This window comes from Pelagibacterium xiamenense, from assembly GCF_021166475.1.
GTDB lineage: Bacteria > Pseudomonadota > Alphaproteobacteria > Rhizobiales > Devosiaceae > Pelagibacterium > Pelagibacterium xiamenense.
This window is the reverse complement of the sequence record NZ_JAJOYS010000001.1, coordinates 1,261,493-1,282,664: the sequence shown is the minus strand read 5'-3', so window position 1 is coordinate 1,282,664 and position 21,172 is coordinate 1,261,493. Positions and strand designations below refer to the sequence as shown.

Sequence of the window (21,172 nt, the reverse complement as noted above, 5' to 3'; positions counted from 1 at the left end):
ACAAGGCTAGAAGACCGCGCCGCGCAGCATTTCAAGGGCCATGAGGGACAAGACGATCCTGAATCCGCGCCGGAAGGTTCGTTCCGGCATATGCTCGAGCAGACGGCTGCCGAGAAGCGTTCCGGCAAAGCCCGATGCGATCATGAGGGCGATGAGGGGAAGATAGGCTGCGAAGGCGAAGCCCAGAGCGGAGAACACGACCACCTTGGCGACGTTGGAAAACGCCATGATCGTCGCATGCGTCGCAATGAGCGCGCGCCGGTCGGCGATTTTGCGCAGGAAATTGGCGACCAGCGGGCCGGAGACGCCGGTCACCATCCCGAGTGCGGAAATGAGGACGCCTGCGGCCACGTTTGCCAGCGGTCCGCGTCCGCTGATGTCGGGCTGCGGTCCCCACAGGCAATAGAGGATGAATATGCCGATCAGGATCTGAAACAGCGCCTCGGGAAGGGCCACGGCAATGCCGCCACCCGCGACAGCTCCGGGGATCGCTCCGAGTGCGAACCAGACCGCCGTATGCCACTGGATGTGCGCCCGCTGCACCACGGCGCGGCCGGCGTTCGACCCCAGTTGAATGCAGCCGTGCACCGGCACCAGGATTGCGGGCGGCATGACGAGGCCAAGCCCCGCGAGCATCGCCATGCCGCCGCCGAGCCCGAAGGCGGCCGTCAACGCGGATGCAAAGAAACTCAGAACGATGAGCGCCAGCGCGACGCCGAAGCTCACTCCCTCGGGCAAAAACGTGAAAGTGCTGAACGTCATGGGTCACCGGGTCGTTTTAGAACCGGTTTGCGCCCACATGGGTCGAAAGGGAATTGCCGGTCGGCGATGACGGGTCGCGCGCGCCGCTATGACTTGGAGAGGCGGTCGAGCGCCTTTTGCTCGTCGGGGGACAGGCCGGCCGCGCCGGTTTGCGCCCGGCGCTTACGCATGGCGCCGATGAGGACGGCAGCGAGCCCGATCAGAAGCAGCGCGGGCGCGGCGATCCACAAGAGGATGGTGTGGACGCCCACAACCGGCCTCAATAGAACGAATTCGCCGTATCGCGCGACGACATAGTCGTAGACTTCCTGGTCGGTATCGCCGGCAACGAGGCGTTCGCGGACGAGGACCCGCAAATCACGCGCGAGTTCGGCGTCCGAATCGTCGATGGACTGGTTCTGGCAAACGAGGCAGCGGAGGTTTTCCGAAATCGAGCGCGCGCGCGTTTCAAGCACCGGGTTGTCGAGAACTTCGTCGGGCTGGACCGCCATTGCGGCGCCCGGCGAGGCGAGGACCACTGCGAGGAGGACAGCTCTGATCCAGCGTGTCATTGCGCTGTCTCCGCCTTTTTACGCGCGGTCTTGGGCGCGCCGACGCGGATGCGGCGGTCGGTGAGCGACAATGCACCCGCGCCCGCCATGATGACCGCCCCGAGCCAGATGAGCGTCACGAACGGCTTGTGCCAGAGGCGGACGACGCGGCCACCCTCGGCCATGCGTTCGCCGAACTGGATGTAGAGCTGGGAGAAGCCGTAGGTATCGATGCCGGCCTCGGTGGTCGGCATGCGGCTGACGAGGTAGGTCCGGCGCTCCGAGGTGATTTCGTGCGTCGTGCCCCAGGGCGATGCGACGGCGAATGTGCCCCGGTCGGCGGAGAAGTTTTCGCCTGCGATCTGGCTCTCGCCCTCATAGGTCACCGTGTAGCCCGCGACGTCCACGGTTTCGCCGGGCCGCATCGCGGTAATCACTTCTGTTTCGAATGCCGTCGCGCAGACGATGCCGATAACGGTGACGCCGACGCCGAAATGGGCCATGGCGGTCGAATAGACCGAACGGGGCAGCCCCTTGAGCCGCTGCCAGCTTGCGCCCGGACGGCGCCTTCCCAGTGCGGCGCGGTCGGCGAGCTCGGCCAGGGCGCCGATCATGATCCAGAAGCCGATCGCGAGGCCCAACGGCGCGAGCGACATGGGGAACCCGATCAGGGCGAAGACGATAATCGAAACGATGAGCGTTGCGGCGATGGCGAAGGTAAGCCTTTGGACAACGGCAACGAGATCGCCGCGTTTCCAGGCGAGGAACGGACCGAACGGGATGATGAGGAGAAGCGGCACCATCAGCGCGCCGAATGTGAGATCGAAGAACGGCGCGCCGACGGTGATGCGAGCACCTGTCAAGGCTTCGAGGACGAGCGGATAGAGCGTGCCCACGAGCACGCCGGCGGTCGCCGTCGAAAGGAAGAGATTGTTGAGGATCAAGGCCCCTTCCCGGCTCACCGGCGCAAAAAGGCCGCCGGCGCGCAGTGCCGGTGCCCTGAGCGCAAAGAGCGCGAAGGCGCCGCCGATGAATACCGCCAGCATGCCAAGGATCACCGTGCCCCGCGCCGGATCGGACGCAAAGGTGTGCACCGAGGTCAGAATGCCCGAGCGGACGAGGAACGTCCCCAACAGCGAGAGGGCGAAGGTAATGGTCGCGAGAAAGATCGTCCAGATCTTGAGCGCGTTGCGCTTTTCCATGACGATGGCGGAATGCAGCAGCGCCGTGCCGGCAAGCCAGGGCATGAAGCTCGCGTTCTCCACCGGATCCCAGAACCACCAGCCGCCCCAGCCGAGCTCGTAATAGGCCCAATAGGAGCCCATCGCGATCCCGAGCGTCAGGAAGGACCAGCTCGCCAGCGTCCAGGGCCGCACCCAGCGCGCCCACGCCGCATCGATGCGCCCGGATATCAGCGCGGCGGCGGCGAACGAGAAGCAGATCGAAAAGCCGACGTAGCCCAGGTAGAGCAGTGGCGGATGGATGGCGAGGCCAAGATCCTGCAGGATCGGGTTGAGTTCGGTCCCGTCCATCGGCGCAGGATCGAGGCGCCAGAACGGGTTGGACGTGAGGAGCACGAAACCCGAGAATGCGGCAACGAGCAGGCCCTGGCAGGAAAGCACCAGTGTCGCCAGATCGCGCGGCAGGTTGCGCCCGAACGCCGCCACAGCGGCGCCGAAAAGCACGAGGATCAGCACAAAGAGCAGCATCGAGCCCTCGTGGTTCCCCCAAACGCTCGTGATCTTGTAGATGAGCGGCTGCAGGGAATGGGAGTGCTCGACCACCAGCCGCACCGAGAAGTCGGACGCGACAAACGCCTGCGTCAGGGTGGCGAAGCCGAGCCCGACGAGGAGGAATTGGAGAATCGCCGCCTGCTGGACGAAACGGGCTGCGGTTCCCGACGCCCGCCAGAAAGCAAAGCCGATCGCGGCCTGCGCGACGGCAAGAACACAGGCAAGAACGAGCGCGAAATGGCCGAGTTCTATGAGCATGCGGTCCGTTACTCTCCCCCCTGCCATACGCCCTGGTCGCGCAGCGTGTCGGCGACCTCGCGGGGCAGGTAATTCTCGTCGTGCTTGGCAAGCACGTTGGTGGCCTCGAATGTCCCGTCGGGACGTATGCTGCCCTCGGCGACGACCCCCTGCCCCTCCCGGAAGAGGTCGGGCAGAATGCCGACATAGTGGGCCGTCATCTCGGTCGCGCCGTCGGTCACAACGAAGGTGTTGGTCTCGCCGTCCTGCATCCAGCTGCCATCGGCGACCAGCCCGCCCAGACGGATGGCCTCCCCCGGCGCGACGCCTTTTTCGGCGATCTCGCTCGGCGAATAGAAAAAGACGATCTGGTCGCGCAGAGCCATCAGGATCAGACCGGCGGCGATCGCAAGGACGAGGCCCAATCCGGCGATAATGCTCAAACGCTTCTGCTTGCGGGTCAAGGCCACCTATTGCTGCTCCGTCAAACCAAGTTCCTCGGCCAGCGCCTCGAGCGCCAGTCTGTCCTGTCCCTCGAGCGCGGCCAGTCCCCGTTCGAGATCGTCCCGTGCGGCCTCTGCGCCGTCGAGCACATTGCGCGAGCGCACGAGCTGCATCCATTCATCGGCCCTGCCACCTTCATCGTAGAGCCGTGCGGCGAGACCTTCCACCATGCCGCGGATCATAACGTCCATTGTCGCGTCCGGTTCGGGCTCGCTCAGCTCACCCACTCGCGCTCCGGCCTGCGCTGCGTCGAGCCCCGCTTGCGCCGTCGCGATCCAGGGCTCCTCGCCGGTTCCGAGCGAGAGCAGATATTCCCATGCCGGGACGGCCGCGGCATAGTCCCCGCTGCGGGTCAGTTCCCCCGCGATATAAAAGCGCGAACGGACGTGCCGGGGATCGCTGTCGGCCGCGCTGCGCAAGAGCGCCATGGCATCGGGCGTCATCGCACCCTCATTGGCCATGATCATGGCCTCGGCAAGGTCGGTCTCCCGATCCGCCGTCGCCCCGTCGAGATCGATCACACGCCGGTAGGCGTTGACCGCCTCGGCAAATCGCCCCGACTGCATATAGATCGGCGCCAGCGCCTGCCAGCCGCGCACGTCGTTGGGCGTTTCCGCCATCTGCGCCTCGACCCGGGCGACAGCGTCCTCAATCGAGATCTCCGCGCCCGCCGCCAATTCGCGCTCCGCCAGCGGCTGGGCGGGAAGATCGGCGCGGCCAATCGCGAAATACAGCCCGAAGCTGGCCACAAGAATGCCCGCGAGCACGCCGCCGACAAGAATCGGTCCCGGCCCGGTCGTGCTCGTTGTTTTCGCGTCCTGCTCGTGACGCATGAATTCGCGCGCCAGCTCCGCCTTGGCGGCCGTCGCCTCCTCGGGCGATAGCCGCCCGGCTTCTGAGTCGGCGTCGATTTCCGCAAGCTGGCTTTTATAGAACGCCGTCGCGGCCGTATCGGACGCAGAGTCTGCGTCTTTCCGGCGCGTCACGACAAAGAGCGCACCACAAACGACGATGGCCAACAGTAAGGCGGTTATCCAGAGCAAGTGTGAGGCTAACCCTTGAAATAAAAAGCAATGCTGCTTCTATAGGCGAATTGCGCACAAAATGCAGGCATTTGCCGCCGCGCGCATTGCCGCACCACTCGTAAAAAGAAAGTGATCGGACGCCTTGGCGGCTCAGGAGCGCAAAGTCAACTCGAAGGGAACCATCGCCGTCGTCGGCGACAGCCCGTTCGCCGCCTTCCTGGCGGGCCTGCTCGCATCGGCCCACGGGCGCGAAACCATGCTCGTCGGCGCCACGCCGTCACCGCTGCGTGTTCCGCGAGGTCCCGCGCTCTCCATCGCACCGCTGCTGCGCCCCGAGAGCTGGCGGCTCCTGCTCGATACCGTGCCCGAGACGCTGAGGCTGCTCGCCCGCATCGGCCCGCGGCTGAGCGAACGCTCGAATGTGGTTCTCGGCGCGTCGGGCGCGCTGCAATCGTATGCGCTCGAGCATTCCCGGCACCTCGCGGCCGGCTTTGGTCAGGCCGTCGAGCCTGCAGTCCCCGCCCCGACGGGTTTCGATACCGCCTATCGCGTCCGCGACGCGCACCGGATCGTCGAGGCGGCGTTCTGGTCCGCCGTACCGGACTGGCTCGCGCGCCACAACGTCACCACCATCGCGCCGGGCGAACCCCTCAGCCTGCGCCGCGACGGGTCGGGCACCGTCGGTGGCCTGCAGGCCGATCACGTCGTTCTGGCCGACGATACCGCGATCGCCGCCCATTGCAACCGCTACGATCTCGATGCCATCGCCCATCGCGTCGCGATGACGGCATTCCGCACCGAGCCTGCCGCACCGCTCGACGACCCCGTCCGCATGGCGATGGGCGGGGATTTTGCGCTCACGCAGACACCCGATTTGGCGCTCGATATCGTCGCCCCCGGCCAGCCCGCCGACGCAGTCCGGCATGCGGGGCGTTTCCTCGCTCATCCCGCATCGGTGCGCCTTGCGGCCCGGTCGTCCTTCGACGCACTGGTCCCGCGGGACGGCGCGCCGGTTTTCGGCCGACTGCGTCAGGGCCGCGCGACCGTCGTATTCGGGCTCGGCGCCGGCGCGGTCTTCGTGGCGCCGGCGATTGCGCGCCTTATCGCCGGCGAGCCGATGGCCGCCGAGCGCGGCTGGGCCGAGGCGCGCCGGGCGAACCGCGATATGAGCCGCTCGCCCGTCGCCGAATTCCCGCCCGTCACACGCGAGAGTGTGGCATGACCCAGCCAAACCGGATGCCGAGCCCGCATGCGGCGGATTTTTCCGCGCCGCAGATCGATCCCGCGGCGCCAGTGACGTTTCGGCTCGACGGCCGGCGGCTGACCGGCTTTGCGGGCGATACAGTGCTCTCGGCCCTGCTTGCCAATGGCATCGACATCGTCGGTATCCATATGGGTCACCCGCTCGCACTCGATGAGACGACAGCGCCGCCCATCGCGCTCAAGGGCAATGAGGGGCAGCCGGATCTCAGTATGCCCATGGCGCTCTGCCCGATCGTCGAGGGCGCCGAGTTCATAACCTGCGCACCCAAGCGCATCCGCACGACCCTGGGCAAGACGCTCGGCGCGCTGGGCACCCTGCCGGCGAGCCTCGATCTCGACCTCGCGCGCGGGCTCCCGCCAGTAATGCCCTGGATCGCCGGCACGCCGGAAGTCCGCGTCTCCGCCGACGTCGCCATTGTCGGGGGCGGGCTTGCGGGCATGGCCGCCGCCCTGCGCGCCTGCGCGCGTGGCGCTCGCGCCGTGCTGATCGAGCGCGCGCCCCGGCTCGGCGGACTGGCGGAATATTTCGGGAAGGTCGAGGGCGAGGCGACGCCGCGCGATATGATCGGCACGCTGGTGGGAGATCTCGCGGGCCATGAGGATGCGGCGCTCTATCTGGGCACCGAGGCGTTCGATCTTGTCGACGGACAGGTGCACGCGATCCGCGTCGTGGTGGAAAACGGCATTCCCCGCCCCCAGCGCATCGCGGTCGGCGCGCGCCATATCGTTCTCGCCACCGGCGAGGACGAGCGGCTCCCCATCTTCCCGGGCAACCGCCTGCCCGGCGTCTTCCGTTCGGCTTTCGCCTGGCGCATGGCGTCGCGCTATTCCCTCTGGCGGGGAGCCAGCGCGCACGTGCATTCGACAACGAATGCGGGCTACCGGATGGCGCTCCTGGGTGCGGATTGCGGTAAGGAGATCCGCCGCGCAAGCGATCCGCGCGGCAACCCGCAGACGCGCTTCATCGAATTCGCCAAGGCCTACGGGTTCCCGCTCGGCTGGGGCGTCCGGATCGATGCGGTGACCGCGAGGGACCGGGGGTTGGCCATCCGCCACGCCGACGCGGCCACGGGACGGCCCGCTCAGGGCGGCGTGGAGGCCGACGGTCTCATGGTCTCGGGCGGCTGGCAGCCCGACTTGACGCTCTGGCTACGCGCGGGCGGCAAGGCCCAATGGCAGGCGTCGCGCGAATGTCTCGTCCCCAAAGGGCACATGGCAGGGGTCGTTTTCGCCGGCTCGGCTGCGGGATACAAGAGCCAGACCGGCTGCGTCCAGAGCGGCGAAGCCGCCATCGACGCCCTTTTTTCGGGCCGGATGCGCGATATTTCCGATCCGCAGATCGCTCCGGTTTTCGAAACCCCCGACGGCCCGCTCACCATCGCCCGTCCGGCCCAGCGCGGGGAACCGCCCGCCTATCTCGCGCCGGGCGCCACGCTCAACGCGTTGCCAGCGCCGCGCGAGACCGGTCTGCGTGCGATATTCCTGCGGGCCGGCCCGCCGTCTCAAGCAGTCACGGACAGGGCCCTGGCGCCGCTTGAGGCCGCCAGCGCCGTTCATGCGGGGCTGGTGCCGACCGAGGCGGCGTCGCTACTCTGCCGCGAGCGCGTTATCCTGCCGCGCGGGTTCCCAGGCCCGCCGGGCACGCGGACAACCGGCGCGCCGATGCCGGACGCGTTGCCGGCGTTTCTTTTCGGACGGTTCGGCGCCAGGCAGACGCTCTGGACCCTCACTCCCGCGGCCAAACGCGCCTTCGGGCCCGGATGCATGGTTTTCGTCAACAGCGACGACGCCGATCCTGCCCAGGCCATTGGTGTCGTCGTTTCGCAGGAGGGTCCGGCCACACAAGCGCTCATCGGGACGGGGTATCTCAAACGCGGTGACACGGCGTTCATCCGCGACGGGCTCGTCGCGGTGCCCGCCACGCTCGCCGAACGGATCAAATCGGACTAGTCAGGCCTGCTGCGCCGTCCGGCGTTCGGCGCCGTCGCGGGCGCGGCGGAGGATTTCGGCGTATTCAGGGTTGAAGCGCAACTCGGCGAGCTTGATGCCGAGGTCGAGCCGTTCGCGCAGTACCGGATCGGCGGGATTGGCACGGAACATGTCGAGCGCGCGGGTGACGAGCACTTCCACGGCCTGTCCGGTTTCCGACCACGCCTGCTCGAGAAGCGCATTGAGGGCCAGGGAATCGCGGCTGTTGCGCACGGTGATCAGAAGATACATGGCGTTGAGCGCGGCCAGAACGTTGTCCGGATCGACCCGATCCGCCCCCTCGCGCGGCTTGCGCAGCGCCTTGGTGACGTTCGCCGTGATTTCGCGCATGGGCCGGTTGAGCCTTTCGGCGACCTTGCCGGTCAGATCGGCGATGATGACGCCCCAATGGGATTTGCGGTCGATCTCAAGGTTGTAGTTGATCGCGCGCATCAGGCGATGGAACCGGTCGATGGCCTTGCACGCGAGGTCGTGGTCGGCGAAAACGCCCGGATGGGTGCCCAAAAGCGCGATCTGGCTCTGCGCGTGCGAGAGCATCGCTTCGACCAGCGGCGCGAAGGCCCCGTTCGCGATCCGCACTTCGTCGCCTCCACCCGAGAGGCTGACGGCCGCCGCCATGACGCGGCTCGGATTGGCGCTCGAGGATATCATCGCCTGCATCCAGAGCGCGCGCGTAACGGGATTGTTGATCGTGATCGACTGCAGCGCGGTCGCAATAGCGGCCTCGTCCTGGAGCGTGCTCACAGCTTTGCCGAAGATGGCAGCCTGTTCGAGCAGCTTGTGGCGCCTTAGGGCCATGATCACGTAGGGCAGGCGCTTGCGGGTATCCTCGCCGCCCATCTGGATCGTATTGCGCCGCTCGAGCTCGTAATCGTCCGCCTCCTGGGCAAGCGTCTCCTTGAGCGCTTCCAGGATTTCGGGAAGCATGGCTTCGAAAGCGGCGGCAGGCGCAGCGCCGGATTCGATTCCGTCCGCGAGCCGTGCGACCGGTCCGGCGGCAACATCGCGGGCGATCCAGGTCCAGATCGCACCGGCCATTTCGCGGTCGATCCCGCCGGCAAAAGCATGGAATACGGGGGGATCGACAAGCACGCCGGACAGCGCGGCTTCAAAGGCCGGGCGCGAAACGACTTCTTCCTTGGACGCCTTGGGCGCACCAGGAGAGACGGAAGCGTCTTCAGTACGCTTGCGCTTTTCGCCTTTGAGCATGAACTAAACCGGACCGTCGCCAATCCCCGAGAATGATTGACCCTACGCCCGGAGGGTAAACAAAGATTTGTTTATTCAATGCAATAAGCCGGGTATTGCACCCGGCTTTGCATACGCGGAAATACGAGCGCGATATCAGACTTCGGCGACCGCCCAGGCGCCGGTCGTCTCGCGGCAGGCGGTGCCCGAGCGCGAGTAGCTCTGGCCGTTGACGGTTACCCGGTGGCTGAATTCGCGGCAATCGAGATTGTTGACGCGCACATAGGGGCCCACCGACACTTGGCCGGAGGCCGATCCGCTCGACCAGTCGCGCGGCGCGCCTGGCCGGCCGAACTGAAGCGCGTAGAACTGCGCATCGTTGGCTGCCGCGAGCGCGGCACTCGAAAGGAGCGGCACAACCGCGGGATCGAGGTAGTCGTAATTGCCGGGCGTGAGACTTGCCGGCTGAATCGGCGTGGAGGACGGCGTTTGCGGCTGCGGCTCGGGCAAGGTGGGTTCACTCGTCACCGGCGGCTGGGTCACGAGGGTCGAGGAGGGCGGCGTATAGCCTCCCGTCCGCGAGCACGCGGCCACCGTTAATGCCAATCCCACCAACGCAATCGTTCTCAACACAGTCATCGTCCAAAACCTCTCAACGGACGCCGCAAAGCGTCCAAATCCTTATTCCTGTCCCCAGGCAGCGCCGCACCTTAGCACAGCTCAGGCGCGCCCGCTGCGCGCGGCAGGGAGAAAAAGCTCAACTTTGAGCCCGCCCATCTCGGAACCGGTCATGGTCAGGTCGCCACCATACACATCAACCAGTTCCTTGACGATATCGAGTCCCAGCCCGCTTCCTGGCGTTTTTTCATCGAGCCTGACACCGCGGCGCAACACTTTTTCGGCCTCTTGCGGGCTTAATCCGGGCCCATTGTCTTCAACGACGACGTGAACCTGACGGTTCCCCTCGCGGACGATTTCCGCGGCGCCAAGGCGAATCGCCGAGCGGGCCCATTTGCAGGCATTGTCGAGAAGATTGCCGACCATTTCCTCGAGATCGCCCTCGTCTCCCCGGAACCAGGGCGTGTCTTCGTCGATCGCGACCTCGACGTCGTGCCCCTTGTGGAGCTTGGCCATGACGCGCCCGAGCCGGTTGAGCACCATGGCCGTATCGGCGCGCTTGCCCACGACGCTGGTGCGCGCCGAGAGCCGCGCGCGGTCGAGATAGGTGGCAACGATCTTGGACATGTTGGTGGTTTCGACCATCACCGTCTGGCCGAGCGCGCTCTTGTCCGTTTCCGCTTCATTGCGCAATACGGCGAGCGGGGTCTTGAGCCCGTGGGCAAGGTTGCCGACCTGGGAGCGCGCGCGTTCGATGATCTGGGTGTTGGAGCGCAGAAGCTCGTTCACCTCCTCGGCAAGCGGCGCGATCTCCTGGGGGAAGTCGCCCGCAACCGTTGGCGCATCGCCCTCGCGGACGGCCTCGACCGCCTCGCGCAACCGTTCTATCGGGCGCAACGCAAACCGCGCGATCATCGCGCTCATCGCGGCGAGAATAAGCCCCACGACGCCCAGAACGACGATCGCCTGTCCGCGGAAGGCTTCCGTCCGCTCGTTGAGGTCGGTGAGGTTGCCCGCGACCATGATCGAGAGCCGCCCGATATCGGCCAGCGTCACAAGCCGCTCGACGGCCCGCAACCGCTGGCCGTTGGCATCCTCGATGACGCCCGAGCGCGTGTTGGCAGCGTTGTATGGGGTGTCGAGATCGGGAAGCACCGTGCCGACGAGCGACGCGGAGAAGTTGACGATGCCGCCATTCTCGTCGCGGATCTGCCAGTACCATCCGGATGTCGGGCGCGAAAAGCGCGGATCGGCGATGGCGATGGTGTCCGAACCAGGAGATCGGGCTTCGAGTGTGCGGCCCACGAGGGTGGCGATATGGAATTCGAGCGTTTCGTTGAGGTCGCGGTCGAGTGCCTGGGAATAGAGCTCGGAAAGGAGAAATGCCGTCGCGACAAGCGCGACGATCAACCAGCCGGCCGAGAGCCAGAACAGGCGGAACGCAATCGAGCCCTTGCGCATCAGACCGGTGTCACTCAGCAGTGATCTGATAGCCGAGCCCTCTGATCGTCTGGATCAGCTCGTCGGGAAGCTTTTTGCGGAGGCGTCCGACAAACACTTCGATCGTATTGGAATCGCGGTCGAAATCCTGGTCGTAGAGGTGCTCTGTCAGCTCCGTGCGCGAGATGACCTTGCCCTTGTGCATCATGAGATACGAGAGCAGCCGGAATTCGTGCGACGTGAGCTTTATGGCCTTGCCGTCGACGGTCACACGCCCGGCCTTGACGTCGAGCCGCACCTGCCCGGCGGTGATTTCGTTCGAGGCGTGCCCGGCGGCCCGGCGCACCAGGGCGCGAATGCGGGCAAGCACTTCTTCCATGTGGAAGGGCTTGGCGACATAGTCGTCGGCGCCCGCGTCGATGCCCTGGACCTTGTCGCTCCAGCGGTCGCGCGCGGTCAATAGCAGCACCGGCATCATGCGGCCGTCCCGCCGCCAGGCCTCAAGGACGGAGATGCCGTCCATTTGCGGCAGGCCGATATCGAGCACGACCGCATCGTAAGGTTCGGTGTCGCCGAGGAAATGTCCTTCCTCGCCGTCGGTCGCCGTGTCGACGACATATCCGGCATCGCTCAGCGCTTCGGTGATCTGCCGGTTGAGCGATTCGTCATCTTCAACGACCAGTATGCGCATCGGTCCCCCGCCTTTGTTGCTATTGCGCGTTGAGCGTCAAATTACGCGCCTGGCCCGATGCTTCAAGCACGGCAAGCACATAAACGAGAGTCCCGCCCTGCTCGCACACCTTGACGCTCAGAACCTCGGTCGAAGTGGGAACACCCTCGCGCGAGAGAACCTGGGCCACCGGTATTATCCGGCCTTCGGCCAGTGCGGACTGGATCGCGGAGTTGTCCCAGCACCCCGACTGCGCAGCAGCCGGGGTTACGGGAACTGCCACGGGCGCGGCCGCAAGCAGCGCGATGGCGAGGATATGGCGAAGGGCGTTTTTCATGCCCCGATGTTTAGCGCGGATTGGCTGAACTGCAAATGAACGTTGCCGACGCTTGTCAGGCCTGGCCCAAATCGTTCTTGATCCCCTTGCGCAGGAAAATCACAGCCAGCGCCTCCATCACGAGCTGCGCGCCCGAATAGTCCCCGAATGGCCCGATATCGAAGCCGAAAACCTCCGCGACCCCGACCAGCAGCATCAGGATACCCACGGCATATGTCTTGTAGCCGGCAAGAATATTCATCTCGTTCACTCCTTGGTTGGATGAATTGGGAGGGCTCAGCGGCGCATCGGCCAGCGCCGCTGCCCGGATTTCGGCCACCCGGCGGCTCCAGCCGCGCCCGAAAACCGCAAATGTCCGCAGCCGCTCGAGAAAGCGCATACGTTGGTCGCAGAGCGCGCCGATCAATGTCTTGGTGTCCCTGCGGGCGACCGCCGCCAGCGTCACCGGTCCCACGAACCCGTCCGCGACGACGCCGACGAGTGCCTGCAGCGTCTTGACGGCACGGACGGGCCCCGAATTGACCGCATAGTCGAATACCGCCAGGTCGAGCCCGGCGGGGAGCGATCCCGCCCGGCACCGGTCCCAGTAATGCGCCTTGTAGATCGCCCCGGCCTCGGCGCGCCTGAGCGTCTTCACTGCGGATTTCGGCAATTCCCACCAGGGCGAAATCCCGCGCCAGCGCGCGAGTGTCTTGCGCGTGATCCCCATGTTCGTCGCGCCACCCGGATCGGCGGGATGATCGGCGTATCCGCCCTCGTTTTTCAAAATCTGCGCAAGGCAATGGCCCCACCGCGACGTCGCCATGGCGTAAGCTCCTTGAAATGTCCTCGAAAAATCAGCCGTTGTCGGCGTAGCTCAGTTCGATCCAGTCCGACCCGCGCCGGACCAGCATCAGGCTGTCCTCGAAATTGTCGAGCACCCGGTCCGCCCCGAGCTTCAAGTTCCCCGTACCGTCCCGGAAGGTGAGCGTATTGCCCGCCGTTCCGGTCACGATCAGCACCGCCCCGTCGAACCCGCCGGATATCGTATCCACATCGTCGCTCGTCCCGCTTTCGGGCGCCGGCACGGCGTAGCTCGTCTCGACCGTCAGTTCACCCGCCGCCACTGTCGGGTAGCTCGGCACCGCCCCCGTCATCCGCCCGAAACTCACAAAACCCGCGTCCGCGTCGAGGGTAAACGCGGTGGTGAAACTCGACCCGTCGGCGCTCACCTTGAACGCGAAATCGTCATTGCCCGAAAGCCCGATCTCCGCCCGTCCCGACCAACCGGACTGGAAGAGCAGCGTCGCGCTATCGCCCGCCGTCTCCTTGTTGAGCGTCAGCCGCACATCGCCGTTGCCGCCACTGCCCGCGTCGATTGCGGTGAAAAGCGCAGCCTCGGACCGCACCAGCAACCGGTTCGTCGCGTCCGCATCCGCCCCGATCCCGACGCGCGACAGGCTCTGCGAAAACGGCACCCAGCCCCCGCCGCGGAAGACCAGCAGACTGCCCGCCCCCGCGTCCCACGCCAGCCACCCTTCGACCGGCACGGCGAACCGCCAGCCGCCTTCGGTCCAACACGCGATCTCCCCATCGTGCCCGTCCCAGGCATTCGTCGCTGCGAGACCGATCGCATGCGTCTCGCCCTCGGCCGGCGCCCCCGGCGGCGAGACGGTATCCACCCCGTCGAGCCGGAGCTGCACCAGCGCATCGAGCAACACCAGCGCCTCGTTATGCGTGATGTGCTTTTGCGCCTGTTCGGGCGCGAGCAGCGGCAGTCCGAGCCGCGCGGTCGTGGTCATAAAAACACCCCCTGCGCCGCCGGGCCGGGACCCAGTACGGCGCTCAATTGCTCAATGGAAACCGAAAACCCCGCCGCCGGCCCGCCGAAATCGGCCGTCTGCGCGGCAGCGGAATAGAGAAACACCGGTGCTGAAACCGTTTCGACCCGCATAGTCGCCGCCCCATCCCGGATGGTCACCCGATAGGCCTCGGGCGAAAAATCGAGCGGCACGTCGCCATAGGTCCACCCGTCGCCGCCATTCCGGCTCCGCCGCACCCACGAGAGCACGACATCCCCGCTCCCCGCGTCCCTCTCTGCCCGTACATGCACCGGCGAGAGCGGCAGCGCAGGTCCCGCGTCGAGTGTCACCGCATGGGACGCCCCCACAAGATCGCGTGCACCCGCATAGACCCGGATGCTACGGGTTGTGCCGACATCGCCGTCAGCCACATCGACCGCAACCAACCGTCCGTCGAGCACGACGACGCGATTGCCCGCCGCCGCGCCGCCCGGCGCCGTCATCCGTTGCCCCCGCAACAGCGCCGAAAGCACGTATGTCCCGGGCGCGACCAATTCCGCCGACGCGAACCCGATCGCTTCCCAGTGCCCGTCGTCGCATTCGACCGCGATCCGGTTGCTCCCGGCCAAAACGGCCGCCTCACCGAGCGCCGAAAGGTGCCCCAGCGCCAGCGTGACCGTCAGCGTTTCCGCGCGCGACCATAAAAGCCCGGTCCCCGCCGCCATCGGCGCGGCAAGCGTCCCGAACCGCATCGGCGCGGTCAGTTCGGCGAGCGTTTCCCCCATCACCGCATCGCCCAGCGTCACGCGCCCCGGCCATGGCTCGGCGTAAGCGCCGGCGAGCAGTTCCGACCCGCCACCGGTTTTCGGCAGATGCACGAACCGCATCACCGGCTCGACAGGCACGGCTGGTGCCGGCATCACCACCGGGCGCGGCTCCGTCGCCGTCGGGGCGAGCGCGCCGACATCCGACGCCAGCGCCGCCGCTTTGACCGCAAGGCCGGTTCCGGTCCGCACATCTTCGAGCACATATCGCCCCGCCTCGCCAGCGAGCGCGATCACGTCGCCCGCATCGAGCGCCGAGAGCGACGGCGGCAGTTGCGTTTCCAGCGTTTCGCTCGCCCGCCGCATCCGCTCAAGCGCACCGGCCGCCGCCGCCCGCGCCGATCCCGCCTCGAGCACGAGCCCGGTCCGGGTCACCGCCATTCGATCCCCCGCGGGAGCAACCGCATTGACGCTCGCAGCCTGATAGTCGCGCATCCGGTCGAAAAACTGCATGGAGAGCCGCCCCGCCTGCTCGGCTGCCTCGCCCCGGCGCCGTGCAATCAGCGGGCCGTCCCCGCGCTGGAAATCGCCCGCATCGAGTTCCACCGCGGTGATGGTATCGGGCCGCACCCAGGCGATGCCGTCGATCCCATCGCGCGCGACGAGCCCGCCCGCATCGGTCAGCGGCGCAATCGCGTCGCGCAGGCTCATCACGTCCTCGAGCACCATGCCCTCGACATGCGGCCCGCCCGGTGCAATGCCCGCCGGGGCAACCCCGTACTCCGCGCTCACCGCGGCGATCAGTTCGTCCGGGCTCGCGGTCCCCAGCCGTCCGTTGAGCCAGTGCCCGGTCGCGTAGTTCGCCGCGTCCGACCACACATCGGACATGCCGGGGAACGCCGGAAACGGCCGTGCATCCCAACACCACAGATACATCCGGCTTGTATCGAGCATGCGCCCGGAATATCGCGACGACGCCGGATTGCCCGCGCTCTGGCTCCAATACTGATGCATCGCCCGCAACGCCTGCCGCTGCACGAACGGATCGGGGACACCGGAGGAAAACGGCGGCCGCTTGTCCTCCGAGCTTTTGGGGTCGCCAAAGGCGTTGGGCGCATTGGGGCCCTTGTCCACCGCGCCGCAACCGATTTCCGTCAGCCAGATGGGCTTACTCTGGGGCACCCACGCGGTCGCGCTCGCCGAGCGCACGCCGCCGATGCGGTTGTGGTGCGGCTCGCGCCACCAGTTGACGAGGTCCTTGTAGCGGTAGACCCAATCCTCGCCATGCGCCCCATCGACGATCGGCGTTCGCACCCCCGACGTGCGGTCGGCATCGTTGGCGTAGTACCAGTCGAACCCCTCCCCGCCCGCGATATTGGCTTTGAGATAATCGAGATCGTAGATAGCCGCCGTCGCGGACCCGTCCGGGTGGTCCCGCCCGTCGCGCCAATCGGCAATCGGCATGTAATTGTCGATCCCCACCGCGTCGATATTGGCGTCCGCCCAGAGCGGGTCGAGGTGAAAGATCTTGTCCCCCGGCGCGTCCGCGGGCTGGAGCCCGGAATATTCCGACCAGTCCGCCGCATAGGCAATCTTTGTCCCGTCCCCCACAATCGCCCGCACATCGGCAGCAAGCGCCTTGAGCGCATCGACAAACGGAAAGCTCGAGGGCCCGGAGCGCACCCAGGTCAGGTGCCGCATCTCCGAGCCGATCAGAAACGCCTCGACGCCACCGGCCTCCTCGGCAAGCTGCGCATAGTGCAGGATCATCTCGCGATAGCCATTGTCCAAAAAGGCATCGACCTGCGCCGCAGCACTTGCCGATCCGTCCGGCGATCCGGGCATCCCTGGCGCCGGCGAACACGTGATCCGCCCCCGCCAGGGGTAGGCCGGCTGCCCGGTCCCAAGCGTATAGGGATCGGTGAGCGTATTGTCCGCCGGGACGTCCATCATCACGAAGGGATAGAGCGTCACCGAAATCCCGCGCGCGGACAGGTCCGCAATCGCTGCCTTCACTGCCGCGTCCGACGGTGTCCCGCCATAGGCCGGCGCGCCGTCGACGAGCGAAACGGTATTGGCCGTCGCCCGCGTGCGGCCCGCCACGATCCATTCGGTGTCCTTGACCTCCCGCACCGCCGCCTCGGATCGCGGCTCGACCACGCAATGCCCGCACCGCAGATCGGTCCCGAACCACGCCACCACCAGCCCGACATGTTCGAGATTAGGGCAAAGCGCTGTCAATTCGTCGATAGAGAGGTCCCAATCCGAGCGCTCGGCGCTCATATGCGTGTTCTCCGCCGCCGCGCGTCCTTCCCCGAGCACCCGTACGCGCGGCGCCGGGTCGTATCCGAACTCCGTCGATCCCGGGATCAGGCAAACCGCCCTTATCGAGGATTCGAGATCGCCGACCGGCCGGCAGATTTCAACGCTCAGGTTGGGAATGCGATTGCCGAACGGGATGAGCGGCAATTGCTCGAAGACGAGATAGGCAATGTTGCGGTAGCCCGGCGCATTCCCCGCCCCTTGCTTGGCCGCGATGAAACTGTCCGGCTGCTGGGTCGCGGTCCCGCGATAGAACCGGATCTTCAACCCTTCGGTTTCAAGCAGCTTTCCGTCCGCCCAGATCCGCCCCAGATGCGCGACCTCGCCTTCGCACAACGCCAGCGCGAAGCTCGCCGCGACCACCTCCCCGTCGTTCCCGCCAAAACCCTTGGCCCCGGCGCCTTCGGGCGCGATCTTTTCGAGATCCGTCGCCCAGACGATGTTCCCCGCCACCCGGCTCCAGCCGTAAACGCGCGGAATGGCGATCCCCTCGGTCGATCCGAAGAGCCGGATATCGGTCCCCGCGCGCTCCGGCCGCGCGCCGAAAATCGCCTGATCGACCGCACTGCCGGCCAGCGCACCGAGCGCCCGCCCAACCACTGCGCCGAATGGTCCGCCAACAGCCCCGCCCAGCGCCTGTCCGGCGAGGGAAAATGCAAGTGTCGCCAAAAGATTGTCCTCAGCCCGTGATTGCGGGAAATTCGAAGCATCCGGCCATCCGCCGCGCCCATGCCTCGCTCAAATATCCCTCGGCCACCCCGATCTGTTCCTGCGCATGGATGAACCTGTCGTCCGCCACCATGATCGCGCAGTGCCGGGCCGGAAATTTGCGCACTAGCCGGAACAACACCAGCTGTCCGACTTTCGGTCCGCGCGCCGGCGCAAAATAGCGCTGCGCCGCCATTTCCAGCGCATCGCGCACATCGTTGCGCCGCCAATCGGCCGCATAAGGCGGCAACGGCGCGGGGTCGGAGCCATAGAGCGCCCGCCACACCCCGCGCACGAGGCCCAGGCAATCGCACCCCGCGCCCAACGCCGAAGCCTGATGCCGATAGGGCGTGCCCAGCCAGCGCTGCGCTTCGGCGACCACCTGCGCCCTCATCCGAAAAAACTCCCGCCCGTCATCGGATCGTCCTCGTTCGGATAGCGCATCAGGAAGTCGTTGCCGGGAATGTGCGGAAAGCCCTGGAAATTGACCCCGTTACCGAACTTGGCCTTACAGGTCGCAAACTGCTTGTCGCACCCCGCATAAACCGTGAGCGTATCGCCTACCGCAACGGTGTCGGCCACGTTCCGGTCGAATCCCAGCGTCATCCCCGAATGCGCCGAGACGCCGTCCTCGATCCCGGCCCGCGCGCCGCTCGTCCATTTGACGTGCCCATAGGCGAACCAGCCAGCGACGAACCCCGAAATCCCCGAAACGGAAATCCGCGACGCGTCTTCGACCGCCGTTACGGTGGCGTTCGTCCGGAAGCCGGATTGTTCGAGCGCAAATCCGCACCTTCCGTCCCCCAGCCGCGCATCGCACAGATGATGATAGACACGCCCCTTGGGCACGTTGAGCGCGTACTGCCCCGAGCGCAATTCGGCGCGGAACACGCCGTCCTCGCGCACGATTTCGCCGATCGTATCCGCGCGCATCAGATGCCGCTCGCTGACGTCCCGCCAATTGACCCGCCAGCTCTCCACCCGCGCGCTGTCATACCGCCCCATGGCAATATCGGTCTCGGTGATCGCCTCGGCGTGGAGCACACCCAGGACCTCCGCCGTTTGCGTCTGTGCCCCGGTCCGCGCGACGGTTTCCCCGCCGTCGAGCCCATGCGCGGGCGTGTAGGTCGCCCCGCCAAAGCTCAGCGCGGCATCATGGTCGGTAAACCCGAAGGTCACCCCGTCGGTGCGCACAAGTTTCCAGCACCAGCACAGCGTCGTCGCGCCTGAAGCGATATGCGCCGCAAAACCAGCCGAAAAATTCCTCATTCGCCGATCACCTCAACCAAGGGAATATTGGGCGCAATCGCCCCGTCAAAATCGGCCAGTTCGATGTCGAGCCTGTCGGTATCGAACCGCACCGGCACATCGAAGGTAAACCCCGCCGTCACCTGTGCGCCTGCCGGCGGCGCGGGATCGAGCGTGACGATCCCGGTCGCGGTATCGACGGCAAAGCCCTCCATGCCCAGGGCCACACCATTCACCGCGACCGAGACCGAACCGGAGACGGGCTTGGTAATCGTCCGCCAATAGGGATCGAACCCGGCGCCATAACGCTTGCGCAACTGAAAAGCGGTTGTGGTTCCGTCGCCCGTTCCCAGCACCTGGTCGCCCATCGAAGGGGCGCCGCCATCCGCCGCCGAGGAAAAATCGAGCGCATCGCGCCAGCGGAAGCTATGGAACCGCCCCCTCCGCTCCTCGAAGAAGTCGAGCACGACCAGCATGTCGGCGCGCGACTTGATGCCGTATCCCGCATTATATCGCCGACGTGCGTGCGCCCAGCGCGCGTTGCGCTCCTCGCGCCCGGACGCGAGCGTCACCACGTCGGTCAGCCGCTGCGGCCCACCCTGCGCGCCGAGCGCGATATCGAGCGGAAATCTCACATCGTGAAACGCCATCAGGTCCCCCGCGTCCCGCGTTTGACCGCGCGCAGGAGCATCGCGCTCACCTCCGCCTCGGCAGTCGCAAAACTCTGCGCGTCGCGCGCGGCGACGTTGAAGGTCACGTTGATGCCGGGCGCCGCCGGCAGGCTCGTACCCGGAAGACCTGCCGCTGCCGCACGAACGCCGTCCGGGGTCACCGGATTCGCGCCGCCCCACTGCCCCTCGCCGGGCATGTAGCGCGGCGCGCTCAACCCGCCGCCACGCGTCAGCGATGCGCCGCCAAGCGCCGGGTTGAGGCCCGCAAAGACGCTCTCGACGAGCCCCGAAACCATATTGCCAACCGGCGCGAGCGCCGCCTTGAGCGCAATCTGCGCGAAGGCAAGGCCGATATCGGCAAGCAACGTCTTGAGCGACCGCCCCTCAAGCACCGCGCCCCTCAGCGACCGCGTCAGCGTGTTGCCGACCGCGTCGCCAAGATCGCGAATACGCTCCAATTCATTGGAAATCGCATCGAGTTCGCCCGCGAAATCGTCTTCAAACCCGTCCGGCATTCCCACCTCCATCCGGATGCGCCGCCATCAGTTTTTCAAGCGCCGTACGGTCGAGCGGGGCCGTGGCCCCACGCCCGGTCAGCCCGGCATGCGCAGCGGCCAGTTCGCGCGGTGTCATCGCCCAGAACGCCGCGGGCGGCAGCCGCAGCGTCCCGAGCCCGAACCGCATCGCCTCGGTCCAGGGAAACCGGCTCATGCAACGTCCCCGAACGTTGCTTCGAGCAGCCGCACCGCAATCGTCGCGGCACCCTTGAGCCCCCCTTCGATCTGCAGCCGCGCAAGGTCGTCATCGCTCACCGCGTGTCCGCCCCCGCGCAGCCCCGCGCCGATGATCGCCGTCAGATCGCGCGCCGAAACCCGCCCCCGGGCAAACCTCTCGGCCAGTCCGTTGAGATCCCCCGCCCCCAACCGCGCCTCGAGTTCCGCCAGCGCGCCCAGCGTCAGGCACAGCGTCATCGTCTCCCCGCCGATCTCGGCGGAGATTTCACCCCTGAGGGCATTGGCCATTTGTCCGGCTCCGTGGTTGTGTTAACGTGTGTTCAGAGTGATTGCGTTGTGTGCACTTGTGTACACCGCCCCCAGGAGGCTCGAATGCCCGAAACCACGACCCTCACAGTCCGCCTCTCGCCCGAGACCAAGGCCAAGCTCGACCGCATCGCGGAGCTCACCCAACGCTCCAAATCCTTCCTCGCCGCCAAGGCGCTCGACGCCTATGCGACGCGGGAGTTGGAGATCTGCGAAAAGATCCAGGAGGGGATCGAGGATGTAAAGGCCGGGCGGGTTGTCCCGCACGAGCAGGTCGTTGAGGAAATGAACGCACTCATTGATGAAGCCTACGCACGTCACAGTAAAAAGCGGGCGTAAGGC

General features: G+C 66.4%; 22 protein-coding genes. 3 read left to right on the top strand and 19 right to left on the bottom strand.

Annotation, left to right across the window (positions count from 1 at the left end):
- Positions 1-6: 6 nt before the first annotated feature.
- From LSG43_RS06360 to ccmI, 5 genes are all read right to left on the bottom strand, one after another.
- Positions 7-762, bottom strand: a complete 756-nt coding sequence (locus tag LSG43_RS06360; RefSeq protein WP_231802157.1) for a sulfite exporter TauE/SafE family protein — start codon at positions 760-762, stop codon at positions 7-9.
- Positions 763-848: 86 nt separating this feature from the next.
- Complete coding sequence (locus tag LSG43_RS06355; protein WP_231802155.1) at positions 849-1,313, bottom strand: cytochrome c-type biogenesis protein; 465 nt, start codon at positions 1,311-1,313, stop codon at positions 849-851.
- Complete coding sequence (locus LSG43_RS06350) at positions 1,310-3,283, bottom strand: heme lyase CcmF/NrfE family subunit (protein ID WP_231802153.1); 1,974 nt, start codon at positions 3,281-3,283, stop codon at positions 1,310-1,312. Before LSG43_RS06350 ends, LSG43_RS06355 begins: the two co-directional genes overlap by 4 nt.
- 8 nt (positions 3,284-3,291) lie before the next feature.
- The gene (gene ccmE / locus LSG43_RS06345) at positions 3,292-3,726 is read right to left on the bottom strand and encodes a cytochrome c maturation protein CcmE (RefSeq protein WP_231802819.1); all 435 of its coding nucleotides are present in this window, start codon (positions 3,724-3,726) and stop codon (positions 3,292-3,294) included.
- A 6-nt stretch (positions 3,727-3,732) separates the two neighbouring features.
- Complete coding sequence (gene ccmI, locus LSG43_RS06340) at positions 3,733-4,809, bottom strand: c-type cytochrome biogenesis protein CcmI (protein WP_255714015.1); 1,077 nt, start codon at positions 4,807-4,809, stop codon at positions 3,733-3,735.
- Between the two features lie 124 nt (positions 4,810-4,933).
- Here ccmI and LSG43_RS06335 point away from each other — a divergent pair, with 124 nt between their 5' ends.
- Both LSG43_RS06335 and LSG43_RS06330 read left to right on the top strand, forming a co-directional pair.
- On the top strand, positions 4,934-6,013 hold the full coding sequence (locus LSG43_RS06335) for a hypothetical protein (RefSeq protein WP_231802149.1): 1,080 nt from the start codon (positions 4,934-4,936) through the stop codon (positions 6,011-6,013).
- Positions 6,010-8,004 carry an FAD-dependent oxidoreductase gene (locus LSG43_RS06330; protein ID WP_231802147.1) on the top strand — a complete coding sequence of 665 codons (1,995 nt, stop codon included), beginning with the start codon at positions 6,010-6,012 and terminating at the stop codon, positions 8,002-8,004. Before LSG43_RS06335 ends, LSG43_RS06330 begins: the two co-directional genes overlap by 4 nt.
- Here LSG43_RS06330 and LSG43_RS06325 read toward each other — a convergent pair whose 3' ends face one another.
- From LSG43_RS06325 to LSG43_RS06260, 14 genes are all read right to left on the bottom strand, one after another.
- Positions 8,005-9,252, bottom strand: a complete 1,248-nt coding sequence (locus tag LSG43_RS06325; RefSeq protein ID WP_231802145.1) for a hypothetical protein — start codon at positions 9,250-9,252, stop codon at positions 8,005-8,007.
- A 135-nt stretch (positions 9,253-9,387) separates the two neighbouring features.
- Complete coding sequence (locus LSG43_RS06320; protein WP_231802143.1) at positions 9,388-9,870, bottom strand: hypothetical protein; 483 nt, start codon at positions 9,868-9,870, stop codon at positions 9,388-9,390.
- An 81-nt stretch (positions 9,871-9,951) separates the two neighbouring features.
- A complete protein-coding gene (locus tag LSG43_RS06315; RefSeq protein ID WP_231802141.1) occupies positions 9,952-11,310 on the bottom strand; it encodes a sensor histidine kinase in 1,359 nt (452 codons plus the stop codon).
- Between the two features lie 10 nt (positions 11,311-11,320).
- Positions 11,321-11,980 carry a response regulator transcription factor gene (locus tag LSG43_RS06310; RefSeq protein WP_231802139.1) on the bottom strand — a complete coding sequence of 220 codons (660 nt, stop codon included), beginning with the start codon at positions 11,978-11,980 and terminating at the stop codon, positions 11,321-11,323.
- Positions 11,981-11,999: 19 nt separating this feature from the next.
- A complete protein-coding gene (locus tag LSG43_RS06305) occupies positions 12,000-12,296 on the bottom strand; it encodes a hypothetical protein (RefSeq protein ID WP_231802137.1) in 297 nt (98 codons plus the stop codon).
- Positions 12,297-12,351: 55 nt separating this feature from the next.
- Positions 12,352-13,101 (bottom strand): glycoside hydrolase family 108 protein, encoded by a 750-nt coding sequence (locus LSG43_RS06300; RefSeq protein WP_231802135.1) that lies wholly within the window; start codon positions 13,099-13,101, stop codon positions 12,352-12,354.
- Positions 13,102-13,132: 31 nt separating this feature from the next.
- The gene (locus LSG43_RS06295) at positions 13,133-14,077 is read right to left on the bottom strand and encodes a DUF2793 domain-containing protein (RefSeq protein WP_231802133.1); all 945 of its coding nucleotides are present in this window, start codon (positions 14,075-14,077) and stop codon (positions 13,133-13,135) included.
- Complete coding sequence (locus tag LSG43_RS06290; RefSeq protein ID WP_231802131.1) at positions 14,074-17,832, bottom strand: baseplate multidomain protein megatron; 3,759 nt, start codon at positions 17,830-17,832, stop codon at positions 14,074-14,076. The genes LSG43_RS06295 and LSG43_RS06290 overlap by 4 nt, the downstream gene beginning before the upstream one ends.
- A gap of 10 nt (positions 17,833-17,842) precedes the next feature.
- Positions 17,843-18,265, bottom strand: a complete 423-nt coding sequence (locus LSG43_RS06285; protein WP_231802129.1) for an NlpC/P60 family protein — start codon at positions 18,263-18,265, stop codon at positions 17,843-17,845.
- Positions 18,262-19,140: a phage/gene transfer agent baseplate hub protein gene (locus LSG43_RS06280; protein ID WP_231802128.1), complete on the bottom strand. Its 879-nt coding sequence runs from the start codon at positions 19,138-19,140 to the stop codon at positions 18,262-18,264. Before LSG43_RS06280 ends, LSG43_RS06285 begins: the two co-directional genes overlap by 4 nt.
- Entirely contained in the window at positions 19,137-19,769 is a 633-nt protein-coding gene (locus tag LSG43_RS06275) for a DUF2460 domain-containing protein (RefSeq protein WP_231802126.1), read from the bottom strand. Before LSG43_RS06275 ends, LSG43_RS06280 begins: the two co-directional genes overlap by 4 nt.
- Complete coding sequence (locus LSG43_RS06270; RefSeq protein WP_231802124.1) at positions 19,769-20,305, bottom strand: phage tail tape measure family protein; 537 nt, start codon at positions 20,303-20,305, stop codon at positions 19,769-19,771. Before LSG43_RS06270 ends, LSG43_RS06275 begins: the two co-directional genes overlap by 1 nt.
- Positions 20,289-20,501 (bottom strand): rcc01693 family protein, encoded by a 213-nt coding sequence (locus tag LSG43_RS06265; protein ID WP_231802122.1) that lies wholly within the window; start codon positions 20,499-20,501, stop codon positions 20,289-20,291. Before LSG43_RS06265 ends, LSG43_RS06270 begins: the two co-directional genes overlap by 17 nt.
- Positions 20,498-20,812: a gene transfer agent family protein gene (locus LSG43_RS06260; RefSeq protein WP_231802120.1), complete on the bottom strand. Its 315-nt coding sequence runs from the start codon at positions 20,810-20,812 to the stop codon at positions 20,498-20,500. Before LSG43_RS06260 ends, LSG43_RS06265 begins: the two co-directional genes overlap by 4 nt.
- Before the next feature lie 84 nt (positions 20,813-20,896).
- On the opposite strand from LSG43_RS06260, the gene LSG43_RS06255 reads away from it, so the two are divergent.
- Positions 20,897-21,169, top strand: coding sequence for a CopG family ribbon-helix-helix protein (locus LSG43_RS06255; protein WP_231802118.1), 273 nt, complete (start codon positions 20,897-20,899; stop codon positions 21,167-21,169).
- The last annotated feature ends 3 nt before the right edge of the window (positions 21,170-21,172 follow it).

Bases quoted from the DNA above. Each gene is read 5' to 3' on its own strand.
- LSG43_RS06360 (WP_231802157.1), bottom strand. From the start codon at position 762: ATGACGTTCAGCACTTTCACGTTTTTGCCCGAGGGAGTGAGCTTCGGC.
- LSG43_RS06355 (WP_231802155.1), bottom strand. From the start codon at position 1,313: ATGACACGCTGGATCAGAGCTGTCCTCCTCGCAGTGGTCCTCGCCTCG.
- LSG43_RS06350 (WP_231802153.1), bottom strand. From the start codon at position 3,283: ATGCTCATAGAACTCGGCCATTTCGCGCTCGTTCTTGCCTGTGTTCTT.
- LSG43_RS06330 (WP_231802147.1), top strand. From the start codon at position 6,010: ATGACCCAGCCAAACCGGATGCCGAGCCCGCATGCGGCGGATTTTTCC.
- LSG43_RS06325 (WP_231802145.1), bottom strand. From the start codon at position 9,252: ATGCTCAAAGGCGAAAAGCGCAAGCGTACTGAAGACGCTTCCGTCTCT.
- LSG43_RS06320 (WP_231802143.1), bottom strand. From the start codon at position 9,870: ATGACTGTGTTGAGAACGATTGCGTTGGTGGGATTGGCATTAACGGTG.
- LSG43_RS06315 (WP_231802141.1), bottom strand. From the start codon at position 11,310: ATGCGCAAGGGCTCGATTGCGTTCCGCCTGTTCTGGCTCTCGGCCGGC.
- LSG43_RS06310 (WP_231802139.1), bottom strand. From the start codon at position 11,980: ATGCGCATACTGGTCGTTGAAGATGACGAATCGCTCAACCGGCAGATC.
- LSG43_RS06305 (WP_231802137.1), bottom strand. From the start codon at position 12,296: ATGAAAAACGCCCTTCGCCATATCCTCGCCATCGCGCTGCTTGCGGCC.
- LSG43_RS06300 (WP_231802135.1), bottom strand. From the start codon at position 13,101: ATGGCGACGTCGCGGTGGGGCCATTGCCTTGCGCAGATTTTGAAAAAC.
- LSG43_RS06295 (WP_231802133.1), bottom strand. From the start codon at position 14,077: ATGACCACGACCGCGCGGCTCGGACTGCCGCTGCTCGCGCCCGAACAG.
- LSG43_RS06285 (WP_231802129.1), bottom strand. From the start codon at position 18,265: ATGAGGGCGCAGGTGGTCGCCGAAGCGCAGCGCTGGCTGGGCACGCCC.
- LSG43_RS06280 (WP_231802128.1), bottom strand. From the start codon at position 19,140: ATGAGGAATTTTTCGGCTGGTTTTGCGGCGCATATCGCTTCAGGCGCG.
- LSG43_RS06275 (WP_231802126.1), bottom strand. From the start codon at position 19,769: ATGGCGTTTCACGATGTGAGATTTCCGCTCGATATCGCGCTCGGCGCG.
- LSG43_RS06270 (WP_231802124.1), bottom strand. From the start codon at position 20,305: ATGCCGGACGGGTTTGAAGACGATTTCGCGGGCGAACTCGATGCGATT.
- LSG43_RS06265 (WP_231802122.1), bottom strand. From the start codon at position 20,501: ATGAGCCGGTTTCCCTGGACCGAGGCGATGCGGTTCGGGCTCGGGACG.
- LSG43_RS06260 (WP_231802120.1), bottom strand. From the start codon at position 20,812: ATGGCCAATGCCCTCAGGGGTGAAATCTCCGCCGAGATCGGCGGGGAG.
- LSG43_RS06255 (WP_231802118.1), top strand. From the start codon at position 20,897: ATGCCCGAAACCACGACCCTCACAGTCCGCCTCTCGCCCGAGACCAAG.